At 59.2% G+C, this 22282-nt stretch carries 17 protein-coding genes and 4 pseudogenes; 11 read left to right on the forward strand and 10 right to left on the reverse strand.

Going from position 1 to position 22282, the window contains the following annotated elements; all coding sequences use genetic code 11:
• Nucleotides 1-299: 299 nt before the first annotated feature.
• Entirely contained in the window at nt 300-842 is a 543-nt protein-coding gene (locus M0D69_RS22600; RefSeq protein WP_301784132.1) for a hypothetical protein, read from the reverse strand.
• Between the two features lie 458 nt (nt 843-1300).
• Nucleotides 1301-1919 (reverse strand): annotated as a pseudogene (locus M0D69_RS22605) (class I SAM-dependent methyltransferase); the annotation flags it as partial.
• An 80-nt stretch (nt 1920-1999) separates the two neighbouring features.
• On the opposite strand from M0D69_RS22605, the gene M0D69_RS22610 reads away from it, so the two are divergent.
• Nucleotides 2000-3994 carry a hypothetical protein gene (locus tag M0D69_RS22610; protein ID WP_301784133.1) on the forward strand — a complete coding sequence of 665 codons (1995 nt, stop codon included), beginning with the start codon at nt 2000-2002 and terminating at the stop codon, nt 3992-3994.
• A 212-nt stretch (nt 3995-4206) separates the two neighbouring features.
• Here the strand turns inward: M0D69_RS22610 and M0D69_RS22615 are convergent.
• Nucleotides 4207-4428 (reverse strand): annotated as a pseudogene (locus M0D69_RS22615) (recombinase family protein); the annotation flags it as partial.
• A 1313-nt stretch (nt 4429-5741) separates the two neighbouring features.
• Here M0D69_RS22615 and M0D69_RS22620 point away from each other — a divergent pair.
• The 5 genes and pseudogenes from M0D69_RS22620 to M0D69_RS22640 all read left to right on the forward strand — a co-directional run bounded on the left by M0D69_RS22620 (nt 5742) and on the right by M0D69_RS22640 (nt 10271).
• The gene (locus M0D69_RS22620) at nt 5742-7412 is read left to right on the forward strand and encodes an MASE1 domain-containing protein (RefSeq protein WP_301784134.1); all 1671 of its coding nucleotides are present in this window, start codon (nt 5742-5744) and stop codon (nt 7410-7412) included.
• The gene (locus M0D69_RS22625) at nt 7393-8058 is read left to right on the forward strand and encodes a response regulator transcription factor (RefSeq protein ID WP_301784136.1); all 666 of its coding nucleotides are present in this window, start codon (nt 7393-7395) and stop codon (nt 8056-8058) included. The genes M0D69_RS22620 and M0D69_RS22625 overlap by 20 nt, the downstream gene beginning before the upstream one ends.
• A 619-nt stretch (nt 8059-8677) precedes the next feature.
• Nucleotides 8678-8941 (forward strand): DUF4148 domain-containing protein, encoded by a 264-nt coding sequence (locus M0D69_RS22630; protein WP_301784137.1) that lies wholly within the window; start codon nt 8678-8680, stop codon nt 8939-8941.
• Between the two features lie 149 nt (nt 8942-9090).
• Nucleotides 9091-9414: pseudogene (locus M0D69_RS22635) on the forward strand (CidA/LrgA family protein); the annotation flags it as partial.
• Between the two features lie 122 nt (nt 9415-9536).
• On the forward strand, nt 9537-10271 hold the full coding sequence (locus tag M0D69_RS22640) for an LrgB family protein (RefSeq protein WP_301784138.1): 735 nt from the start codon (nt 9537-9539) through the stop codon (nt 10269-10271).
• 296 nt (nt 10272-10567) lie between these two features.
• Here M0D69_RS22640 and M0D69_RS22645 read toward each other — a convergent pair.
• The 4 genes and pseudogenes from M0D69_RS22645 to sbcD form a co-directional block, all read right to left on the reverse strand.
• Nucleotides 10568-10834 (reverse strand): annotated as a pseudogene (locus M0D69_RS22645) (hypothetical protein); the annotation flags it as partial.
• A gap of 17 nt (nt 10835-10851) precedes the next feature.
• Nucleotides 10852-11139 (reverse strand): hypothetical protein, encoded by a 288-nt coding sequence (locus tag M0D69_RS22650; RefSeq protein WP_301784139.1) that lies wholly within the window; start codon nt 11137-11139, stop codon nt 10852-10854.
• A 358-nt stretch (nt 11140-11497) separates the two neighbouring features.
• A complete protein-coding gene (locus tag M0D69_RS22655) occupies nt 11498-14935 on the reverse strand; it encodes an AAA family ATPase (RefSeq protein ID WP_301784140.1) in 3438 nt (1145 codons plus the stop codon).
• A complete protein-coding gene (gene sbcD, locus M0D69_RS22660; protein ID WP_301784141.1) occupies nt 14932-16155 on the reverse strand; it encodes an exonuclease subunit SbcD in 1224 nt (407 codons plus the stop codon). The genes M0D69_RS22655 and sbcD overlap by 4 nt, the downstream gene beginning before the upstream one ends.
• 232 nt (nt 16156-16387) lie before the next feature.
• Here sbcD and M0D69_RS22665 point away from each other — a divergent pair, with 232 nt between their 5' ends.
• From M0D69_RS22665 to M0D69_RS22675, 3 genes are all read left to right on the forward strand, one after another.
• A complete protein-coding gene (locus M0D69_RS22665) occupies nt 16388-16585 on the forward strand; it encodes a hypothetical protein (RefSeq protein WP_047895277.1) in 198 nt (65 codons plus the stop codon).
• A gap of 4 nt (nt 16586-16589) precedes the next feature.
• Nucleotides 16590-17972, forward strand: coding sequence for an ATP-dependent RNA helicase DbpA (gene dbpA / locus M0D69_RS22670; protein WP_047895278.1), 1383 nt, complete (start codon nt 16590-16592; stop codon nt 17970-17972).
• A gap of 170 nt (nt 17973-18142) precedes the next feature.
• Nucleotides 18143-18325, forward strand: a complete 183-nt coding sequence (locus tag M0D69_RS22675; protein ID WP_301784142.1) for a hypothetical protein — start codon at nt 18143-18145, stop codon at nt 18323-18325.
• 65 nt (nt 18326-18390) lie between these two features.
• Here M0D69_RS22675 and M0D69_RS22680 read toward each other — a convergent pair whose 3' ends face one another.
• Together M0D69_RS22680 and M0D69_RS22685 are read right to left on the reverse strand one after the other, a co-directional pair.
• Nucleotides 18391-19755 (reverse strand): MFS transporter, encoded by a 1365-nt coding sequence (locus M0D69_RS22680; protein ID WP_301784143.1) that lies wholly within the window; start codon nt 19753-19755, stop codon nt 18391-18393.
• 120 nt (nt 19756-19875) lie between these two features.
• On the reverse strand, nt 19876-20808 hold the full coding sequence (locus tag M0D69_RS22685; protein WP_301784144.1) for a 2-hydroxyacid dehydrogenase: 933 nt from the start codon (nt 20806-20808) through the stop codon (nt 19876-19878).
• A 246-nt stretch (nt 20809-21054) separates the two neighbouring features.
• Between M0D69_RS22685 and M0D69_RS22690 the strand changes: the two genes are divergently transcribed.
• Both M0D69_RS22690 and M0D69_RS22695 read left to right on the forward strand, forming a co-directional pair.
• Nucleotides 21055-21381 (forward strand): DUF4148 domain-containing protein, encoded by a 327-nt coding sequence (locus tag M0D69_RS22690; RefSeq protein WP_301784145.1) that lies wholly within the window; start codon nt 21055-21057, stop codon nt 21379-21381.
• Between the two features lie 261 nt (nt 21382-21642).
• Nucleotides 21643-21813, forward strand: a complete 171-nt coding sequence (locus M0D69_RS22695) for a hypothetical protein (RefSeq protein ID WP_301784146.1) — start codon at nt 21643-21645, stop codon at nt 21811-21813.
• Between the two features lie 75 nt (nt 21814-21888).
• Here the strand turns inward: M0D69_RS22695 and M0D69_RS22700 are convergent, their stop codons facing one another.
• Complete coding sequence (locus tag M0D69_RS22700) at nt 21889-22179, reverse strand: hypothetical protein (RefSeq protein ID WP_301784147.1); 291 nt, start codon at nt 22177-22179, stop codon at nt 21889-21891.
• Between the last annotated feature and the right edge of the window lie 103 nt (nt 22180-22282).

The following is a 22282-nucleotide window of genomic DNA, read 5'->3' on the forward strand; positions in this document are numbered from 1 at the left end:
ACTGCCGCGCGGCGCAGTTGGCTCCCGGCAACGTGCCGATGAGGCTTTGTTGAGATAGGGTGAGAGGCGCTTGACGACCCCGAGCCGTCATTCGGACTTCTGTCATCGCAAGGACGGCTTCAGGTGCGCAACGGACATTGATATCCTGCAGCCTTCGGGTCTCACCGTGTCATAAAATCCCAATATTATAGAAACTGGCAATACCAGAACCCGCTTGTAGAGGATCAACCTGGATAGCGTCAACTACGATGGCCGCCCGGACTTCATAATTGTCGCGCACCAATCAACCCCTACCTCGTTCAAGAGCTACTGCCCATAGCTTTCAAGATACGGTTTGCCCTTTCGAGTTTCTTCTCGTACCGACCCAACGTCCTCAGGATAGCGCTACGTCTTCGCTGCGCGTTGTCGATCCCCTCAATGCGAGCATCGGCCTCAACGAATTTCAAATCACGCTCAAGCTTCACAATCCATTGATTGGTGTGCTCCTTGATTTCAGTTTGCTCGCGCCGTTCTTGTTCGAAACGCAATTGCGCTCGAAGGAACAGTGCCGATGCAACGATCCCTCCACCAGCGGCGTAGATCACCACGTCGACTAGTTTGTCAAAGAACGCGAGCACAGCATGATCAACCGAGAAGATGGGGATTTTTTGTATAAACCATGCGGGAAGGTTCTCAGTGTGATGAACCTGCGTTTGGATGAAAAATCCCGACGCACATGTAAACAGCCCTACGGCGGCGATGCGAAACGGCGAACGGGCAACCCAAGCAAAGTCAAGAATCCCCCAAACCAGATTGCAACCGATGAGAAGGAATGGCGCGAAGGTCATAAGGAACAACGACATGGCTATAGCTCTTCATTATGTTGAGGTATAAGTGGCGCCTGGAGATCTAACCGCCCACTCGTCTTATCGTACTATTTCATAAAATTCCCGCACTATAGAAACTTGTTCGTCCCTTGCGTGAGGAAGGGATAGACCGGGAGGCATGGTTCGACGTCGACACCATGAGCGTTCAATCGATCGGTTGCGCAGAGCAGCGCAGGTGGAGCGACCGACACAAGTGGAAGGTACTTATTCGCCGATGCCGTTATTAGACATTCGCCGTCGACGAATGGCTGGTTTGCAGCGGGAAGTGGCGAAGCAAGGTCGATTGACCAACGTCAGCTTAGGCCGAATTGTGCTGAAGCCGAATCGGCGCCCGAATGTCCGCTTGCAGACTCGGCAAGACCCTTGAACGTCTATGTCGAAACAGCGGGCATCGGCGGCTCTTGGCCGGATTGTGTCCGATGCACGTGCGATCACTAGCAGCGTGCACGCACACAAATGAATGCTGGAGCTTTTGATAGCTCCGCGTGCAGAAGCTCCGACACCGCTTGCATCTCGGCGAGTGGTTGAGGTTCGACGAAGCGATCCAATAGCCAGCCGCTTTCAGTCAATCCGTTGAGAATGTCGGAAAGAGGCCGACGGTAAGCCTGCACGTAAGGTTTCGGCTCACCAAAGCCTGACCAATATAGCCCGAAGCGAGAGGTCGTGAAGTATGTCCCTTCGCCACGGGTTCGTTCATCCATCCAGTCGCGCATAGTGGACGGCGACAATCAGCAAGTCCGGCGTAGCGACAATCATCTTGTCCGGTAGTTCGGAGTCGAAGGCGAGCGAGCACAGTATCTTGTCGAACGATTGCGCAGGAAGCCAGCCGAGCGGAGAAGCAAGGTCGCCTGTCACCACTTCGACCGTCAGTTGGGCGCATCGAAGGCGTGCAAGTTCGACCATCTGGGGTGTTACATCGACCGCGTGAACAGTTGCGCCGTTTTGCGCGAGATATTCGCTGCAAATGCCAGGACCACATCCCGCATCGAGAACATGCAAACCATTGACATCGCCTAGAAGCGACATCGTCGCAGGGCGCTCGTAGAGCGCATTCTGCCGACGGTCCGCTCCACACCGAAAACATCCTGCCTTGGATCATTGTCTCGGGGTTCCTGTTCGGCTGCGTGTCGGCGATGATGCCGGCGCACATCTCGAATGCGCCCTATGAGCCTCCCGTGGGCGTGGAGCGTCACGATACCGCCGGCGTGAGCACCGAGCCCTTCTGGACGCGCTTTTTCAAGCGATTCGCCATCATCGGTGCGGGCGTGGTCGCTGGCGGGATTGGCGGGGCATTGCTGTGGTGCGTGCATGCCGCCACCGAGGCCATGGTGAAAGGAGGCTCGTGGGACGGCACGCTATGGTTCGCCGTCTCGATCGCGCCGTTCCTGATCCTCGGCGCACTCTCGCTCATCATCGTCCTGCACCTCGGACTGGTGGGTCGCATCTTCGAGTACGAAGTGCAGGAGTGGTGGGCCCGCTACGGCGGCTGGTTGATTGCACTGACCGTGTTCGTTGGCGGGACTTTTACGGCCGGCGTCTATGGCGCCGCGCTGGTGGAGTATGGCGGAGCCTGGCTGAAGCACGCCGGCGGTGTCGCTTGGCTCGCGACTTCGCTTTGGGGCGTGGTCAAGGGGGCGTCATCCAAGACGAGCGGCGAGCGTGCCTCGTGGACCGAGCGTGCGCTTGTCGTTGTGCCGTATATATTCATCGTCGGTCTGATGATTACGCTCTCGTACGGCATATACCAGTTCTCACCGCGTGGTCAAGAGGCAGCCGGTGCATGCTCGGCGAAAGCCGGCAACGATACACACTTCGCGGCTGTCTTCACTGCGGTGCTGCATGACATGGCAAGTCAGACCGACCGCACGCTCTCGAGCGCGCCCTGGGTGTACGAGACCTGCGCTCTTTTCCTCGGATTGCTGCTCGCGTGTTGCGTGCTAGCCTGGCGAGTCGATGTCAATCTCTTTTCGCTGAACAACTTCTACCGGAATCGCCTGACACGCTGCTACTTGGGCGCGCCTCGTGTCGCGCTGGGGGTTTGTGAACCGCATCCTTTCACGGGCTTCGACATGGCCGACGATATCCCGCTCGACCAGCTTGCCGCACGCGTGATGCCCCCCGGCCAGAACGGGACATTCGCCCAGCGTCCGTATCACGTCATCAATACGACGCTCAACATTACTTCCGGCGAGAATCTGGCGTGGCAGCAGCGCAAGGCCGCGTCCTTCTTCTTTTCTCCGCTCTTTTGTGGATTCCTGCTGCCGCCCGCCTATGCCGACAACGGAAAAGCGGGACAGTTTGTGAAGACCGGCGAGTACATGCGACGCACACGCGGCATTGGGACCGCACGCGACGTTGGGCCAATGCTTGGCGGCGCCGTCGCAATCTCGGGCGCTGCCGCAAGCCCGAACTGGGGATTTCATACCGATCCCGGCGTGGCTTTCCTGCTCACGCTGTTCAACGTGCGACTCGGACGCTGGTGTCCCAACCCGGCGCGGTCCAAAGCGCCGTCGACGCCCACGTTCGGCGGCAGGCTCTATCTCAACGAACTGTTCGGAAACGCCAGTAGCCAATCGGAATACGTCTACTTGTCCGACGGTGGCCACTTCGACAATCTTGGCCTCTACGAACTGGTCCGCAGACGCGTGCGGGTGGCCGTTGTCTGCGATTGCGGCGAAGATCCGCCGCTGCAGTTCGACGATCTCGCCGATACCATCCGCAAGTGCTCGTCCGACTTCGGCGTGGACATTATCATCGACGTGGATAAGTTACGGCATGTGGCCGGCGACAAACAACCGCCGCACAGCCACGCTCATGTCGTGGAGGGGATCATCCGCTACCCGAAGACGACGGGGGCGGACGGAAACTCGGAGGCATTCCAGGGCACGCTGATCCTCGTCAAGCCGACGCTGACGAAAGACATCGCGAACGCGTCCGACCTCATCAACTATGCGCTCTCGAAACCTGCATTTCCTCAGCAGACTACGCTCGATCAGTGGTTCGACGAAGCGCAATTCGAAAGCTATCGCAAGCTCGGCTATCTTATTGGATGTCAGCTCCAGCAGACCCCTTTCGAGCCCGGTGTAGCACTCGGCACCCTTCTGCAAAACAGCACGGGCATCCAGTAGTTGGGAATTCTCCAACACCACAGCTATGGCCATTACGTTACCCGGTCGCACTGTCGCCCACCATGAGCTTAATTTGTCCAACCCACCGGTTTGGTATATGGATCGTGTGCACGAGCCCCGAGCATAAATTGGGGCGTCCGCAAACCAGCGCTCCGAGGGGCGCGTCTGCAGACGTACTCGTAGTCCGCGCTTTCATCGGCGTCCTGAAATCACCCCCAACAGCTCACGTCATAAACGAGGATCACCTGAAAATTCGCGTTGCCACTTTCGACGTCTTTGATCAACTGCTGGAGTGCCCGACGCCCGTCGATGCGCAAACCACTTTTGCCTTCATCGGCGTAGGTCTGAATTATTTCGAGACCACGTCGCATGGCGTAGTCGCGAATTTTGTCACGCTGGTTCTCCGTGGAGTACCGCTGGTGCTCAGTGGACATCCGAACATATTCGGCTGCTAGCACCGCGAGAACCTGCGGGACATGTACATCGCCTGTTTGATCGAGTGACACGGTCGTACGCCCAGCCAGTGTCGGATTCTCGCTCCGCGGACTCGCGTGCGCGGCAGGGCCGGGCAACGTATGCCCTTACCTGGACGCTGGTCACTAAAGTCCAGCGGCAGCGTCTGATTGGGAGCGTGTATAAGGCAAAGGTAGCAGCCCAGACGCCGATGTTCCAGCGGGGTGCTAGAGGAATAGTGCGTTTGATCGCGCCGTGGTCTACGATGTGATTCAGATACCCGCTCTCCTGCGACAGCGCATCCGTATCCTCGCTCGGCGTCTACTGCCTTTAGGCGTCGAGTACCTCCTGCCGTAGGAGTTGTTCGTGCTCTGACAACCGATACTCGAGAGGTACCGGTTTCAGTCGCCGGGCATCTGATGCGTTCCTGGTCCGACGTGCCGCTCGCAGCAGCGAAAAGCGATTGCGGTCGGCGCTGCAAGGAGCGGGTGATCCAGTCCAATTAATTCGTGGCACGAATCCGCTCAGTCCACCTATTTTCGTTCGGGCTGCGCATGCATGGTGACCGAAAACGTTAGCAAGTTATTGATTGATAGGACGGCGCAGTCCAACGAATTCAGTGCCTTCGCAGTTTGCGCAGGTAAACGGAATTGGCCGGATTCGCGCGCGGTTAGCTAGACTCGAGAGCACGGAATTGACGGGACTGCCGCGAAAGCTCGGAGTTCTAACGAACGCCGCGCCGGCCTACGACAGATAGCGCGCGCGGGCGCCCCCCGTGCGCTGTCCCGTCAGTAGGCCGCAATATGCCTGTCACCAGTCGCAGCACGCCGCGGCGCAGCCGGCACCGGGCACGTGCACCGATGAACGATCGTTCCGAGAAGGCGACAGGCGCTTGACGTTTACCGGTCATCGGAGCCGTTGTGCCGGTCGGCACATCGTCGGCCGGAACGGCTCTTTGGCGACGTCTCCCGATTATCCGGAGCCTCCTTGAATCCGGGCATTGCCCCTTGATCGGAAACCACTGTCTCTCAATCTCGACGTCTTGGTCAGGCAGAACAACACCCGCCTGAACGAGCTCGCCTTGTACTGCCATGATGATCCTTTGTATGTGCGATGGCGCGCAGAAGAATTCTGACACGGGTTCATAGTTGTTTTGGTCGTCTTGATATGAGGTGTGTGACCTGCGTAATCCCGGCATCAAATTCGCTATATCGATAGGTTCATCAGGATTGCTGCTTGCGGGCTGTGCCGGGACGCGTGAGGCATCGCTCGCGTAGAGGGTTTCAAGCGAACAATGGTCATCATTCGGGGCAATTCCAGGTTTAGGCTCTTCCTGCACACCGGGCTTGTGGCATTGGCGTACTACGCAGGCGCAAAAGTAGGACTTGCTTATGCGATAGTGGGCGGCGCAGTGTCTCTGGTGTGGCCCTCCAGCGGCATCGCCCTTGTTGCGCTGCTCGCTCTGGGCTTCGAAGTTGCCCCCGGAATCGTCATTGGGTCCTTCCTGGCCAATGTGTCGGTGGGCGTGCCCTTGCCAGTGGCCGCAGTGATTAGCGCCGGCGGTACAGCTGCAGCCTTGACGGCAGCAATACTGTTGAATCGCCTAGCCCGATTCCAGATCACCCTCGACCGCATCAAGGACGTATTAGCCCTCATCGTCCTGGCTGCGGTGCTCAGCACGGCAGTGAGTGCGCTGATCGGCACGACCGCCTTAGTCGGAGGGGGCCGGGTGCCGGTCGCCGAGTACGGCGCTGCCTTTCTGAAATGGTGGCTCGGTGACATGATGGGCGTGCTGGTGGTGGCTCCGCCCCTGCTCAGCTTGCTCGCGTATCCGAACCCCATCCGCTCGGCGCAGCAGGCCGTGGAGGCGTGCGGACTGACCATTGCGACCTTCTGGGTGAGCTACCTCATCTTCGGCGCCCCGCAACTTGCCGGACACGGCTACTATCCTGCAGCCTTGGCGATCTTTCCGTTCATTATCTGGGCGGCTCTGCGCTTTGATCACCTGGGCACCAGTCTCGCGACCTTGATGGTCTCGGTCGTGGCCATCTGGGGGACCACCCACGGCACGGGCCCCTTCGCCGCCAAATCTCCGGTGGATAGCCTCGTGAGGTGGTGCACCTTCGCGAACGTCGTGGCGGTGACCGGACTGCTGCTGGTGGCGGTACGTGCTCAGGAGCAGCGCGTCCATAGTCTGCTGCAGGCATCCCACATCGAATTGGAACGGCGCGTCCAAGAGCGAACCGAAGACCTGGAGAAGAAAAACAATGAACTCAAGGAGGAGATGGCGCGGCGCCGTCTGTTGGAAGGAGAACTGATCCAGGTCGGCGATCAACAGCAGAGACTCTTCGGCCGGGAACTGCATGACGGACTTGGGCAACACCTGACCAGCCTGGGTCTGTACTGCGCCGCCTTGAATCAGAAACTCCAGACGCAGGGCCACCCAGCCGCCGCCGACGCCACTATTATCGTCGGATTGGTGAAGCAGGCGTCCTTGATGACCCGCAGGATTGCCCATGGGCTGGACCCGGTCGCCATTGAATATGGTGGCCTTGCGGCCGCACTGCATGGGCTGGCGGAAACGGCTCGCACGCTGAGTGGCATAGACTGCATGCTCCGGATCGAGCCAGATGTGGACTTACTGGATCCGCCTACTCAGATCAACCTGTACCGTGCCGCACAGGAAGCAGTTAACAACGCGCTGAAATATAGCGAAGGCCGCCACATTTGGATCGACTTGGGGCGCGTAGGCGGCTTGCAGACGCTTTCAATCAGTGACGACGGGGTGGGCGTCGGCCCGGAACAAATGGAGCGTGCCTCAGGACTGGGGCTCCAAAACCTGCGTCACCGGGCGAGCCTTCTGGGCGGCTCTTGCACGGTGGCCCGCAATGCTTTGGGTGGCACCACGGTCGCCATCAGCTATCCGATACCGGAGCACCCGGACCATGCACGGGAACTCGTCTAGCCCAAGCCGCGCAACTCAAATCCTGATCGTGGATGACCACCCCATCATCCGGGAGGGGATGACGCACTTGCTGAATCTGCAAGAGGATCTGCACGTCTGCTGTGCGGCCGGCAGCGCCGAAGAAGCCCTGGCGGCGATGGCCTGCCAGCCCGACATGGCCATTGTCGACATCAGTCTGCAATCGGACTCCGGCCTGGATCTTGTCAAGACCCTCCGCCACCGCTATCCAAATTTGGCAATCCTCGTGCTCAGCATGCATGACGAAAACCTGTTTGCCGAACGAGCATTACGGTCCGGGGCAAACGGGTATCTGATGAAACTCGAGGCCACAGAACATGTCGTGAGCGCCATCCGCGAAGTGCTGGCAGGCAATATTTATTTGAGCGCCGCCATGCATGAAAAGCTGGCGCGCGCCCTTGCGGGTCCCCAAAAAATGCCGGCGGGCCCAATTGCGAGCCTTTCGGAACGGGAATTCGAGGTCCTGCACCTGATCGGACTCGGCTTTAGTACCCGCGAAATCGCCGCGAAACTGAATCGGAGCGTCAAGACCATCGAGGCGCACCGGGCCAACATTAAGGAAAAGCTGAATATCCGTAGCGGCAACGAGCTGATGCGCTTCGCCATTCAGTGGATCGAGAGCCAATAGGACGGAGCCCGGTCGTTGAATCAGGCAATCCCTTAGCCTCGTTTAGGACAAGTGCCTTATTCACGCGCATGCGGTCAGCGCATACAGTGCGGTGGTACCTGTCGACGTGCCGCAACACGTGGACGGGCTGGGCCGTCGAAACCCAGCAATCCCACGAGGATCGCTGCCATGAACACCAATATCCATTGAACCGTTGTAGTTCTGAATTCCGTACTGTCTTGGTCCTATGGATGGGCCGTGGAAAATAGGACTCGCCCATCCAGACAGAGCCTTGAGTTGGCTTGCGTGCGCTACGCCGACGTTCTGCTTACAGATCACAAAAATAATTCCAATATCGTTCCAACTGGAACAACCAGCAGAACTTTCATAAACACCAAGAAAGTAAATTGCAGGGGATGAAGATAGATCCTGGTTGGATGCCTGGGTCCTATCCTGGGAGCGGTCGCGATACAAAAAAAGGAGATAACTCGCGGATAAAGGAAATTCTGCCCGGGTATTGCAAGAGCGTGCCGAGTCCTTGCAAGAACCTTCGATGCCTTTCGAAGCGGCACGAAAACCTGGCGCCAACTGCATGGTTCGATTGGCGTCGGGCATGTCATATACCATGCTGGAGGATATGATGAAAACCCTGACTTTGATCCCTATTGCCGCATTGGCGTTGTGCACCACGCTGGCCTATGCGGGCGACGACGCTGGCACAGCGAGTACGGCAACCGGCAGCAACGCAGCGATGACCTCGGACGCAGTCGGCGGCACGCCCGAGGGCAGTAGCATGAGCGGTGCCCATGTTGGCAAGACTCGCGCGGATGTCTATCAGGAATTGCAACGCGCCCAGAAGGACGGCACGTTGGATCGCTTGAACGTGCTCTACGGCGGGCAGTGAGCAGATGCACGGGATGCCCGACCCTTTTTGCTCACCGCAATGCTGACTGTTGCCAATGGGTGAACTAGTTCTGGCATGACGGCTTTCACCCACTTTGTCGTGCTTCGCTGGTAGCTCAACGTGTGCGCGTCCGAATCGAAGGTGACCCGATGATCAAGACCTTCACTGTGCTTCTCGCCTACCAGTGCCTTGGCGAATTAATAGCATATGCCGGGAACCTGCCGATTCCCGGCGCGGTTATAGGGATGATCCTGTTGTTAGCCTCCCTGAGTCTGCGCCCCGGCCTTTCATCCGCCATTGAGAGCGACTCTCTTGCCCTGCTTAGGTTTCTGCCTCTTTTGTTCGTTCCAGCAGGAGTCGGCATCATGGTCTTTGCCGGCCGCGTGGCTCATGACCTGCTCCCGATAGCCGTGTCCGTTGTTGTGAGTACGGCGCTAACAATCGTCGTTTCCGCGCTTGTCGGCCAAGGCTTGTGCGCTTTATGGCCCGCGCGCGCTGCACCGCTTGCATCGCTCACAACACCGTTTGCATCGCCGCTCCATGCCGACGGAAACACAGCGCCTGCGGCTGCCGACATTGCGAAGGTTGATACACCGTGAACGTTCATCAGAACATCGCGTCCGCGTGGGGATTTCTCGGAACAACACCGCTTCTTTGGCTGACCCTCACGTTCCTCGCGTACGCAATCGCGCAGCTCGTCCACGGTTCGCTAAGAAAAAGTGCGCTCGCGAATCCCGTGTTAATTGCAGTAGCGCTTTTGATACTTGCCTTGCGTGAATCGAACACATCGTATGTCACCTACATGCAAAGCGCCCAACCCATTCAATTTTTGCTCGGACCGGCAATCGTCGCGCTTGCTATACCGATGCACCGACAATTGCCTAAATTGCGCCGGCTAGCCCCGCAGCTGGCGGGCGCACTTGTGGCGGGGTGTGCGACGGGCATCTCATCGGCCGTTTTGATCCCAAGGCTCCTGGGAGCCACCGGTCAAATACTCGCCACTATTGCTCCGAAGAGCGTTACGGCAGGAATTGCTATCCGTATTTCCGAGAAAATCGGCGGGTTGCCGTCGCTGACGGCCGTCCTTGTGATCATGACCGGCATCACTGGCGCGGTGATTGGCAGCGGCCTTTTGAGGTTGATTCACGTGTCGAGGCATGACCTGGGTGGCTTCGCACTGGGTGTCGCGTCCCATGGAATCGGCACTGCTCGTGCGTTGCAGATGAGTGAAGAAGCCGGCGCTTTTGCAGGCCTCGGGATGGGCCTGAACGGCATTCTGACGTCCTTTGTCCTGCCAATTATTTATCCAATCCTGAGCGGTTTTTCCTGACGCGACGGACCCACTTCGCGGCTTCATTTGCAACACTCCTTCTGCTTGCACAGTCTTGGTGTGTTGCATCCACCGGTTGAATCCGCACCGACGGCCCACCGGATGGCATCGTTCAACGAAGGGCCGCTTTCTGCCGTGAAACCGACTTTCGAATGTCCGCGCGACGGCATCAATGAACGTCAGAAGATGGCAGGCACGTGCCCGATGGCGATCATTTGAGCTGGATCCAGGTGTCAGTCGAACATCTGCGTAGATGCGCTCCTATCAGTGTCTCTGGTCCTACTCGGCGTCTTCTTTCAGATGCGCGGTAGAGCTGAGGTTTCGCCAGGCGTCAGCAGGCCGACCTGGGCGTAGACACGGAGCTTTTCGCGCGTATCGTTGATGTCCAGGTTGCGCATGGTCAACTGCCCGATCCGGTCGCGCGGCGAGAACGTCGACGTAACTTTTTCCATCGACAACCGTTCCGGCTGATAGGTCAGGTTCGGCGACTTCGTGCTCATGATCGAATAGTCCGACGTTTGACTCGGCGCCCGAGCTAACCTGTTGAAGCGCTGAGAGATTTTCGAACCGAAGGGGTTGGCTACTGGGAACAGGCAGGGTCGATGCCAAGCAGCGCAAAGGCTTTGCTCTGCAACGGTGTGGGACGGGTCGTGATAACGATCTTCGCCTGTGGATTGACCGGAGTGGAAGTGATGTTATAGGTCAAGGTGGCGAGGTCTTGCAGCAGCGTATGCAGGCTATGCACCGGCAGGTCATCGTCGCTACGATGGCGCGCGGCTTTGGCTTTGGCCCCCTCGGAGCGCGGCGTCGGCATCACCGGATTGGCGCGCTGATCACGCAGCACCGCCAGTTCCTCATCGTCATGCAAGAGCCTCTAATAGCGGCAGGTGTCGTGACAGGTGGTGCCACCATTCGTGAAGAATTTCTTTAAATTCAAGGGGGTCAGAATCTCTGTCGGTCGACAACAGTTATGCGACTGAGCGACAAAGCAAGTGCGACTGGCCTACATGGCGTGCAGGTGATAGGCGGCGAAAGCGCACTGCCGGAAGGCGCTGCCTAGCGACTGATTTTCAGTTCCGCGCACGGCAAGCCATTGTTCGACTACGAGGCTACTGTGCAAAGCGGTGAATGGCGCCTGGACATGCCGTTCTTCATTGTCGAGAACTTCATTGTGGAGAAAATCGCGTCTCGAGAAATCGTGATGCGCCGGGACGTATAACCGCTGCTCACGCACCCACCACTTCCACCGTCGAGAAGCCAATTCCCACGCTTTTCGCCACCCTGATCTGCAACGCAATGCGCTCCTTGAGCGCTTCCACGTGACTGATCACGCCAATCATCTTGCCGCTCGCATTCAAGGAATCGAGCGCGTTCAACGCGATCTCCAATGTCTCGCCATCGAGCGTGCCGAAACCTTCATCGAGGAACAAGGAATCAATGGACGTCTTGAAACTCACCAGATCCGATAAAGCCAGCGCCAGCGCAAGACTCACCAGGAAACTCTCGCCACCCGACAGCGTGCGTGTGTCGCGCGCAACGTCGCCTTGCCACATATCGAGTACTTCCATTTCCAGATCACCGGCGAGCTTGCGATTCAACTGATAACGCCCGTGCAGCTGCACGAGTTGCCGGTTCGCGAGATAGATCAAATGATCGAGCGTCAGGCCTTGAGCAAATTTCCGATACTTCGCGCCATCGGCGGAACCGATCAGACTGCTTAAGCGTTGCCACAAGTCGTAACGTGTGCGTTGCGCATCGATTTGCTGAAATAACGCCTGCTTCTCTAGCCGTAGCCGATCATCGTTCTCGAGCCTCGCACGAAGACCGCCTTTCTGCTCGCTCAAGGTCCTCGATGTGGCGATCATTGCGTCAAGCGTGTTCTGCAGTAACTCTGTATCTTGATCAGTCTTCGGATCCTTCAGCAATTCCGCGCGATGAATTTCCGCGTTCGTGCGTAGCGTACGCACGGTTGTCGATAGCTCATCGAGCTCTCGCTTCAGTCTTTGCAAGCGCTCGCGTTCTTCGTTCGGCAGCAGCGCTTTGGAGAATGCTTGTTCATCGGCGAACAGGCTTTTGCTTAACGCACTCGTCCATGCCGACGATGTTTTCTCCCCACGTTCGGTGTCTTCGCTCAGGCGAATCGTTAGCGTGCGTTCGGTGCCATCGAGAGCGTTCGCTTTATCGCGTGCAGTTTCATAGTGTTGCATAGCCGATAAAAGCGCTGCATCGGGATCGTCCGTTGCTGCAATAGCTTCGCTCTGCAATCCCACAAAATCCGCTTCGCAAGTGGCCCATCGCGTGGCCCATTTTTCTGTCTCGGCCGATGCCGTTTCAAGCGCCTGCCGTGCGCGCTCGGATTGCTGTGTCAAAGCGCGGCTTTTGTCCAGCGCCTTCTGCCAGACGCTCCACTCGGCGTCACGCTCAGTGAGCCACGCTTGCCAGCGTGTCCACGAATCAGGGCGTGCATAGCCAACGGATGTCACGGATTCATCGAGCGCCTGTTCTCGTTTAACCAGCGCTTTTTGCAGCGCTTCGGCATGGTCAGCGGTTTCCTTCAGTGACGTGCCAGCAGCGTTTTGTTTCTCTTCGAGCAGCTTCAGATCGTGCTGATGTTGCATAGAAAAGCGCTCCGCCGCATTCGCGGCGTTCGCGTGTTGCTCGATCACGCCCTGCTGTTGATCGGCCGCCGCGAGCGTCTCTTGTACAAGCTTCAGCTTGGCAGCGTGTTTATCGATATACGCATCGAGCGCGTCACGATCAACGGCTTCCAGTTCAAGTTCGATGCATAGATTTTTCCAGCTGTCGGCATGCGAGGCTTCATCGATGAGCCACGTATCGATACGTTTGCCAAGCTGGCCGAGCGCGAGGTTTAGCCCGGCAATTGTCAGGTTGACCGTCGCGGCTTCCTTGCGTTTGCCGTCCAACGCAAGCTCCTTGTCCTTCAGCGCAAGTTCAGTCGCCGACACATCAAGCGCTGCGTACGCGCTGATGGCCGGATGCTCGATCGAGCCGCACAAAGGACATGCCTCGCCAGGCTGCAATGCCGCGCGATGACCGGCGAGATCCAGGATCCGCTGTTCCTGATGCAGCAATCTGCGTTTGTCTTCAATCTGTTCGACGAGCGTTTCATTGTCCTTGGCGAGACGATCGCGTTGCTCGATCAAGGGCTTGAGCGATGCGCTCTTTTGTACCACCTCATCGCGATCTAGCGCGACTTGCTTAGTCCCGCGGGCAATCGTTTCACCGATATGCACCAGCTTGTCAAACAACCGATGTTGGTCTTGAAGCCGCTGGGAGCGGCTCTTCAAAGTCGATTCGCTCTCACCATTTAGCGTCGTCAAAAGCTTGGTACGCTGCTCGTTCTCGCTTTTGCGCGCGGCCTCGGCTGCCACCAAAGCGTCTCGCACGGCAATCCACTGAGCATCGATTGTCAGCGCTTGCGCATCGATCAACGCGAGCAAGTCATCATGCTTTTTGCGTGTTATCCCGATGTCACTCAACGTCTGCAGACGTGCGTCGAACTGCTGCCGCCACGACGCAATCTGCTCACCGAGCTTGCTGCGATGCGGATGTTCATCGAGTGTGGACTGAACGGTTTTAGCTTCCGATAACACCTCGTTTAACGTGCGTTGCCGCAGCTCGGTAATCCGTCCGCCCATCACCGATGCCAGACGTAACCCGCGCGCAGCGTCCAGCGAAGCTGTCTGCTTGTCCGCCTTTGCGCAGGCTAACTGGCGCGCGGTTTCCGCATGCCTTTCACGAGCCGAAAGCATCGCTATATGATCCAAGCGCAGCTTTTCAGCGGGTTCGCTTGCGGCCAGGCGATCGAGTTGAGGTTTGGCATCGGCGATCTTCGAGTCCGCTTGCCGCTCGTTCACCAGCGCCTGTTCGAGCCGCGTTTGCGCCGCCGATAACGCCAGCCGCCACGCCAGCATCACGCGCGTTGCATCGAGTTGCTTACCAAGCGCCGCTTCTTGTTCGCCAAGCTTGGTTTGTTCCTGCTGCAAGCCGAGCCGCTGTTCCTCGGTCAGCAACTGAACGCCGTCCGCCTGGGCCAGAAGCGTGTCCAAAGCGAGCTTTTCGGCACGCGTTCGCTCGAACACGTTCTGCGAGATCGTGCCGTAGATATCGGTGCCGGTGAGCTCTTCGAGCAACTCGGCGCGCTCGTTCGCCTTCGCTTCGAGGAACGCGGCGAAGCCGCCTTGCGCGAGCATCATCGACTTCGTGAAGCGGCCGAAATCCAGTCCGGTGATCTCTTCGACCTTCCTTAACTTGTCGACGATCCGATCAGTCACGATGGTGCCATCGAGACGCGCGAGTTCCACCTTCGGCGCTTGCAGATTGCCATCGGCTTTGTCGCGCGCGCGGCGCTGGCTCCAGAACGCCCGATACCCTTCGCCCTTCACCTCGAACTCCACTTCCGCGAGGCATTCGAACGTGTGCCGCGTCATCAGCTCGTTGGTCCCTTGCGAGACCGTGTCCATGCGCGGCGTGCGGTGATAGAGCGCAAGGCAGATCGCGTCAAGCAACGTCGTCTTGCCGGCGCCGGTTGGACCGGTAATCGCGAACAAGCCGTTATCGCGAAACGGCGGCTGGCTGAAGTCGATCTTCCACTCGCCCTTGAGCGAGTTCAAATTCCGCAAACGCAACGACAAAATCTTCATTGCGCGTTCGCCTCGCCGCTCTCCGCCACGACCTCGCGATACATCGTTAAGAGCTGCGCACGCGTTTCCTCGTCGATGGTTTCAGATTGCAGCCGGCGCGCGAATACATCATCGGGTGTGAGTTCGTTCAAGGTTTCCTTCGCTTGCGATTGCAATGCGTTCATCGCGGAAGAACGCTCGCGGCGAATGCGCAGTACTTCCACCGGCAGGTTTTCGGTGATCGTCTGGATGCGAGCGTTAAGGTCGCTGAGATAGTCATCGGCGCAGACCACGATTTCGAGCCACACGGTTGCGCCTTCAACCACCTGAGACGCAACCACCGCGACTGCCGCCTCAAGCTCTTTCAACGATCCTTTCACTGACATCAGCGGCTGAAAGCACGGCACCTCGAGCACGCTCACGCGCTCAAGTCCGTCTGGAGAAACATCCACGAGCAGCATCTCCTTTTGCTGCCGCGCTTCATCGAAGCTCAATGCAATGGGCGATCCGCTGTACCGGATGTGCTCGAATCCGCCCACTTTTTGCGGCCGATGAATATGCCCAAGCGCGATGTAGTCTGCCGCAGGAAACGCGGCTGTCGGGAACGCTTCCAACGCGCCGACATAAATCTCCCGCACCGACTCACTCGCGCTCGCGCCGACCGTCGTCAAATGACCGGTCGCGATGATCGGCAAGTGCGCGCCAAGCTCCACGCGCTTTTCTTCGGCCAGCGCGAACAACGCCTGATAGTGCGCGTGAATCGCATCTTGCAGCGACTGCTGCTTGTCGCGCGCGTTCTGTCCCGCGATGCTCTGCAGTACGTCGCGTGGACGGATGAACGGGATTGCACAGACGATTGCACCGGGCTTGCCTTCGCGTGTATTGAGCACGCGAACCTGTTCATCCGGATCGTCACGAACGGAGGCAATCACCACGGTATTCAACGCCGTCAGTAAGTTGCGCGACTCTTCCAGCACGGCGACGGAATCGTGATTACCCGCAAGCAGCGTCAAGCCCACGCCCGCGTCACGCAAAGCGAGAATCAGCGTGTAATAAAGCTCGCGGGCATAGCTGGGCGGTGCGCCGGTGTCGAAGATATCGCCGGCGATCAGTACCGAATCGACCGCATGCAGCCGCGTCTGCTCGACCAGCCACGCAATCAGCTTTTGATGTTCGGCCTGGCGTGAATGCCCGAGAAAGTACTGGCCGAGGTGCCAGTCCGAGGTGTGCAGGATTCGCATCGAAGGGTCGGGTTGAAGGCGTTGCCGCGCATGGTTCTAGTGGCTGCCAGTTTAGCCGATCGACTCGGCCAGCATTGAGCTAGCACCCTAAAAACCCACGCAAAATGCCGTAAACGAGGCAATTGCGGCGTGTACGCGTACACTTCGGCTTCTATTGCGCGCAAACAGCGTGCGCTGGCCCTGCCGGCGCCCTTTTTACGCTGCAACTCCATCCATTACGCTCAAATCAATCATGTTTATCTGCCGAAACCAGCCGTGCGGCGCCGAATGGCAGCTCGCCGACGTGCTCATCAAGAACGAAGGCCAGGGCCTCATGTTCCGCTGCCCCATGTGTGGCGCGCGCAACAAGGTGCTCCGCCACGACGCGCCCGACGGCACCATCACCTACGAGCAGGACAATTCGGTCCCGCCGAAACCTGCCGCAAAGTAATTCCATGACCACGCCTACTTCTTTCAGCGCTCTGCCGCTTTCGCCGGCGATGCTGGCGAACCTCGAACAGCTCGGTTATCTCACGATGACCCCGATCCAGGCCGCCAGCCTGCCGATCGCGCTCGCCGGCCACGATCTCATCGCGCAGGCCAAGACGGGCAGCGGTAAGACCGCCGCGTTCGCGTTGCCGCTGCTCGCGAAGATCGATCCGCGGCTGTTTTCCGTGCAGGCGCTCGTGCTGTGCCCGACGCGTGAACTCGCCGATCAGGTGACGCAAGAAATCCGCCGGATCGCGCGCGCGGAAGACAACATCAAGATCCTGACGCTGTGCGGCGGCTCGCCGATGCGGCCGCAGATCGCGAGCCTTGAACATGGCTGCCATATTGCCGTGGGAACGCCGGGACGGATCATGGATCACCTGGAGCGCGGCACGCTGCCGTTGACCGCGCTAAAAACGCTCGTACTCGATGAAGCCGATCGCATGCTCGACATGGGTTTCTTTGACGACATCGTCGCGGTCGTCAAGCAATGCCCGAAGGATCGCCAGACGCTGCTATTTTCCGCGACGTATCCGGAAGGCATCGCCAAGCTGAGTCAGCAATTCCTGCGCAAGCCCCAGGAAATCAAGCTCACCGAGCAGCACACGAATTCGAAGATCAAGCAGCGCTTCTACGAAGTCCACGACAACGAACGCTTGCACGCCGTCGGCCTGTTGCTCGATCACTACCAACCGGTGAGCACGCTCGCGTTCTGCAACACGAAGCAGCAATGCCGCGACTTGCTCGATGTCCTCGTCGCGCAGGGTTTCAACGCGCTCGCGCTGCACGGTGAACTGGAACAACGCGAACGCGATCAGGTGCTCGTGCAGTTCGCCAACCGTAGCTGCTCGGTATTGGTCGCGACAGACGTTGCCGCGCGCGGGCTCGATATCGCTCAACTGGAGGCGGTGATCAACGTCGATGTCACGCCCGACCCGGAGATCCACGTGCATCGCATCGGCCGAACGGGCCGCGCGGATCAGGAAGGCTGGGCGCTGAGTCTCGCGAGCATGGACGAAATGGGGCGCGTGGGCACGATCGAACAAGCGCAGAAGAAGGAAGTCGAGTGGCACAAACTAAGCGAGCTGACGCCGGCGAAGCCCGGTCATCTTCAGCCGCCGATGGCTACGCTGCAGATCCTCGGCGGCCGTAAAGAGAAGATTCGTCCCGGCGATGTCCTCGGCGCGCTCACCGGCGATGCCGGTTTCGAAGGCTCGCAGATCGGCAAGATCAATGTGACGGACATGGTCACGTATGTTGCGGTGTCGCGCGACATCGCGGATCAGGCGGTGAAGAAGTTGTCGGCGGGCAAGGTGAAGGGCAAGAAGGTCAAGGTGCGGCGCATTTAAATCAAGCTAAATCAAGCGCTAGGCCGGCAATTTGCACCCCGCTGAATAGAAACCCACAACGAAACGCATCACTTCAATCGAAGAAACTAGGGATAGGAGCAATCCGATAGCTGGGCGGGAAAGCGTCATCTAGCATCGACGGGTTATCTACTTTGCTGAGCGAACCCGCCATGAATCAACTTTGCGCACCACTCGCCGCCGCTTTAGTTCATCACCAAGCCGGGCGTTTGGCCGACGCGGACAGCGGGTATCGCGAGATTCTCGACGAGCGCCCCGATCACGTCGACGCGCTGCACGACCTTGGCGTTGGGCGACTGGAGCGCGGCCGGTGGCGCAGGCGAAAGCGGCGCTGAAGGCGGGCTGATCATCGCCCGCTTGGCACATTGGCCATAGCAGTTGGCCAACAGCTTGACGCTGCCTACTCCTCGACCGGGCGCATCGTTTCAGCGGGTTTGTCGCGGGTAATCAGCCGCAAGCCGCTTGCGATACTCGCCACGCCTGCGAATCCCGCCCCAATCGCGAGCGCCAACGCCGGTCCATGATGTCCCGCAATACCGAAGCTCAGCGCGACCAGCGCCGCGCCCGTAGCCTGACCGATCAGCCGGGCCGTCGCCACCACGCCGCTTGCCCCGCCGCTGCGCTCGCGTGGCGCGCTCGCCATCAGCGCCTTCAGATTGGGCGATTGAAAGAACCCGAAACCCGCGCCGCAGACGGCCATGCGGATACAGATATCGAGAGCATGGGGATGCGCCGGCAACAACGCCAGCGACGCCATGCCCGCGCACATGATCGCCAAGCCGACGCCGCCAAGCAGCCCCGGCTGATATCGATCCGATAAACGCCCGGCAACCGGCGCCAGCAACGCCACCATGACCGACCACGGCGTCATCAGGAAACCGGTCTCCACCTGAGTGCGCCCGAGCACGCTTTCGAAATAAAACGGCAGCGATACGAACGCGAGCCCTTGCGCGGCGAACGAGCAAACGGCAGTCGCCGTGGATAACGCGAACATCGGCCGCTTGAAGAGATCGACGGGGAGCATCGGCGCCGGATGACCGCGTTCCCGGCGCAGCATCAACCCGCCCGCCACCGCTGTTATCGCAAGCGCGATCAACACGATATGCGCGGGCGCGCGCTGCGCCGCTTCGCCGAGCGCGAACACCAGCGCGGCGAACGTGACCACGTTCAGCATCGCCGCCACGCGATCAAAGCCGTGCTTCGCGCGCGGCGTTTGCGGCAACGCCCGCCAGCCGATAAACAGCGCGAGCAAACCCACCGGCAGATTCACGGCGAACAGCCACGGCCAGGGTCCAAGCGAGAGCACGATGGAGGCGACCGTCGGCCCGACCGCGAACGATATCCCCACCACCAGCGCGTTCAGCCCAAACCCGCGCCCGAGCCGGTGATGGGGATAGATCGCTCCGATCAGCGCCGTATTCACGCTCATCACCGCGCTTGCGCCAACCCCTTGCAGCAGCCGCGCCGCGGTCAAAGATGGCAGCGACCACGACAGCGCGCATGTCAGCGACGCCACAAGGAACAGGATCAGCCCGCCCAGATAAATCTTCCGATGCCCGACGATGCCACCCAACGCCGCGAACGGTAGCAGCGTGGCCACCATGGCGAGCTGATACGCGTTGATGATCCAGACGGACGCGGCGGGCGTTGCGTGGAGATCGGCAGCGATCGCAGGCAGTGCCGTATTCGCGATGGCGGTATCGAGTGTGGCGAGTGAAACGGCCAGCAGAATTGCCGCCATGGCGCGACGCTGAAGCGCGGTCATGGGGCCGTCGGTGGGAAAAGTGGTCTGGTTTGACACGATTTTGGTATGGAGCGTGATCGGCGGTAGTCCGACACGATACGGGATCGTGGCGAAGCTTGCCTGGCTCCCCCGTGGCAGCTTTCAAACAGGTGTCAGCACGGCCTCTCCGGCAAAGTGCCGGGTGGCGTTATCGACGAACATCTGCACCGATGCGGCCACGGCTTCCGGCGAGCGCCCGCCCACGTGCGGTGTCAGCACCACGCGCTCCGAGCCCGTCAGCAATGCCGGCGGCGCGGGTTCGCCTTCGTAGACATCGAGGCCCGCGCCCGCTATCACGCCGCGTTCGAGCGCATCTGCCAGAGCGGCCGTATCGACGACACTGCCGCGCGCCACGTTCACCACGTAGCCGTGCGGGCCGAGCGCGGCGAGCACGCTCGCGTCGATCAGATGTTTCGTCGATGCGCCGCCCGGCGTCGCGACCACGAGGTAATCGGCCCATTCGGCCAGCGCGATCACCGAGTCGAAGTACGTGTACGTCGAGTCCGGTTGCGGCCGGCGATTGTGATAACCGATCTCGATATCGAAGCCTTGCGCTCTTTTCGCCACCTTCCTGCCGATGTTGCCCAGCCCGATCACGCCGAGTTTCTTGCCCGAGAAGTTCGGCTGGAACGGCAGGTCGTCGCGCCAGATACCGGCCCGGCACGCGCGGTCGAGCACGGGGATCTGGCGCACGACGCCGAGCAGCAGCGCGAAGGCGTGATCGGCGACGCAATCGTCGTTGGTTCCCGCGCCGTTCACCACGACGATGCCGCGCGCCTGCGCCGCGTCCCGAGCGATGTTTTCGTAGCCCGCGCCTAACGCGCCGATCAGTTCGAGATTCGGCAGTTTCGCGATGGACGCCGCATCAATGCCGATGGTGCCGTTTGTCAGGACAGCGCGGATTTCGCTGGCGTGATCGGCGAGGGCTTGATCGAGGGCGGGTTGGTCGAGGGCTGTAATGGCATTGAAGGCGCTGGCGACGGTGATCTGGTTTTCAGGACGAAGCGGGACCACGACGAGGACGGTGGGGAGCATGGGCGCGAAGGGGTGGAGGAGCGAAGTTCGAAGTTTCGCATTTTTGGAATTTTGACGTGGCTAGGCGAACGAGGCGATTTAATTCGAAACGTGAGCCGCTCAAACCATACGTAGGGTTTACACCTAAAACCACAATAATCTCTTGCTGGGACAGTACTTAATTTTCAGAAACGGCTTACCTACACTGAAACCACAGAACGCGAACAAGGTTGTTCGCGGCAAAACAAAGATTCGGAGGTAAGTATCATGAAATCGCTCATTCAAGCCGTTGTAGTTGCTGCAGTGCTCGCCGTCCCGGCTGTGTCGTTTGCTCAATCGACTCAGTCGAACCAACCGCTGACACGCGCTGAAGTGAGGGCACAACTGATCCAGATCGAAAAGGCCGGCTACAACCCGGTGACAGCGAACGACTACGACTACCCAGCCAACATTCAAGCTGCGGAAGCACGCGTTGCCGCGCAAAACGGCGGAGCCAGCAGCTACGGCGGCGTGGCAAACGGTACGTCGGATTCCGGAACCGCTGTCCAGTCCGCGTTCGGCGACAACGTGCGCTCGGTGTACATGGGTCATTAATCATCATGCAATACGCCAAGGCGCTGGCGACTGAGCGTGTCCGGGTCGCCGCGCAGTGTGTCGCGAGCGCGCAGAATCCTTGCGCGCCTCCTTTATAAAAACTGAATTTGAACCTCCTCCAACGGGTTTAATCCCGGTGGACTTGCCCAGCTTCAATGTCTGGGCTTTTTTGCGTGTACGGCGCTTACATGCGGCAGAACTCGCATTTCAAACGGCGTGACCTAAAATGTAAGCGAGTGGTGACGTATTAAGGAGGCGGCCATGACTCAGTCGATGATCGGTTTTGTGGTGGGCCTGGCGGTCCTGATAGTCATTGCAGCTGTATTGGGTCGCCGGTATCGGCACGACCATCCGGAGGATCCCAGCGCATCGATGCGTATGCGTGAGTGGCTCGATACGCATCACATGAGCTGGCTGCACCATAAACATTAACGCGGCTCTAAAAAGAAAAAGCCCACTGTGCAACGCGCGGTGGGCAAAGAAGAATCGGGGTAGGGCGGCGAAATATCATGGCACCGACCCGGAAACGCACGGGGTGTCGGTGAGGTTTACGTCTGGTTCCGCCGTAACGATCAGTTTCAATGCGCGCGGGCGTCTTCGTCCGTCGACCTCCGCTTTTCCATATTCGATTGCAAATCGACAGGCGTCGTCTGCCTCGCTGAAATGGCCCAATACGCCCGACGCCCAGCGCGCGCCATTCGGTTTCGTGACGATGACCATCGATGCAAAACTGCCGCGCTCGCCTGCTGCAAGGGGCACCAGGACGTGATCGTTATAGTTGAGTGGAATGGCGTGCATTCGGCCTCCCCGTTAAACGAAATTTTCGATCTGTGATTTTCTCGTGTCGGGGTAAACGCGGTTGTTAGCAATTGAAAAAAAAGGAAACAACACGTGCAAAAAA

Source organism: Caballeronia sp. SEWSISQ10-4 2 (assembly GCF_030464885.1).
Taxonomy (GTDB): Bacteria; Pseudomonadota; Gammaproteobacteria; order Burkholderiales; family Burkholderiaceae; genus Caballeronia.

Bases quoted from the DNA above. Each gene is read 5' to 3' on its own strand.
- M0D69_RS22600 (WP_301784132.1), bottom strand. From the start codon at position 842: ATGTCGTTGTTCCTTATGACCTTCGCGCCATTCCTTCTCATCGGTTGC.
- M0D69_RS22610 (WP_301784133.1), top strand. From the start codon at position 2,000: ATGATGCCGGCGCACATCTCGAATGCGCCCTATGAGCCTCCCGTGGGC.
- M0D69_RS22620 (WP_301784134.1), top strand. From the start codon at position 5,742: ATGGTCATCATTCGGGGCAATTCCAGGTTTAGGCTCTTCCTGCACACC.
- M0D69_RS22625 (WP_301784136.1), top strand. From the start codon at position 7,393: ATGCACGGGAACTCGTCTAGCCCAAGCCGCGCAACTCAAATCCTGATC.
- M0D69_RS22630 (WP_301784137.1), top strand. From the start codon at position 8,678: ATGAAAACCCTGACTTTGATCCCTATTGCCGCATTGGCGTTGTGCACC.
- M0D69_RS22655 (WP_301784140.1), bottom strand. From the start codon at position 14,935: ATGAAGATTTTGTCGTTGCGTTTGCGGAATTTGAACTCGCTCAAGGGC.
- sbcD (WP_301784141.1), bottom strand. From the start codon at position 16,155: ATGCGAATCCTGCACACCTCGGACTGGCACCTCGGCCAGTACTTTCTC.
- M0D69_RS22665 (WP_047895277.1), top strand. From the start codon at position 16,388: ATGTTTATCTGCCGAAACCAGCCGTGCGGCGCCGAATGGCAGCTCGCC.
- dbpA (WP_047895278.1), top strand. From the start codon at position 16,590: ATGACCACGCCTACTTCTTTCAGCGCTCTGCCGCTTTCGCCGGCGATG.
- M0D69_RS22675 (WP_301784142.1), top strand. From the start codon at position 18,143: ATGAATCAACTTTGCGCACCACTCGCCGCCGCTTTAGTTCATCACCAA.
- M0D69_RS22680 (WP_301784143.1), bottom strand. From the start codon at position 19,755: ATGACCGCGCTTCAGCGTCGCGCCATGGCGGCAATTCTGCTGGCCGTT.
- M0D69_RS22685 (WP_301784144.1), bottom strand. From the start codon at position 20,808: ATGCTCCCCACCGTCCTCGTCGTGGTCCCGCTTCGTCCTGAAAACCAG.
- M0D69_RS22690 (WP_301784145.1), top strand. From the start codon at position 21,055: ATGAAATCGCTCATTCAAGCCGTTGTAGTTGCTGCAGTGCTCGCCGTC.
- M0D69_RS22695 (WP_301784146.1), top strand. From the start codon at position 21,643: ATGACTCAGTCGATGATCGGTTTTGTGGTGGGCCTGGCGGTCCTGATA.
- M0D69_RS22700 (WP_301784147.1), bottom strand. From the start codon at position 22,179: ATGCACGCCATTCCACTCAACTATAACGATCACGTCCTGGTGCCCCTT.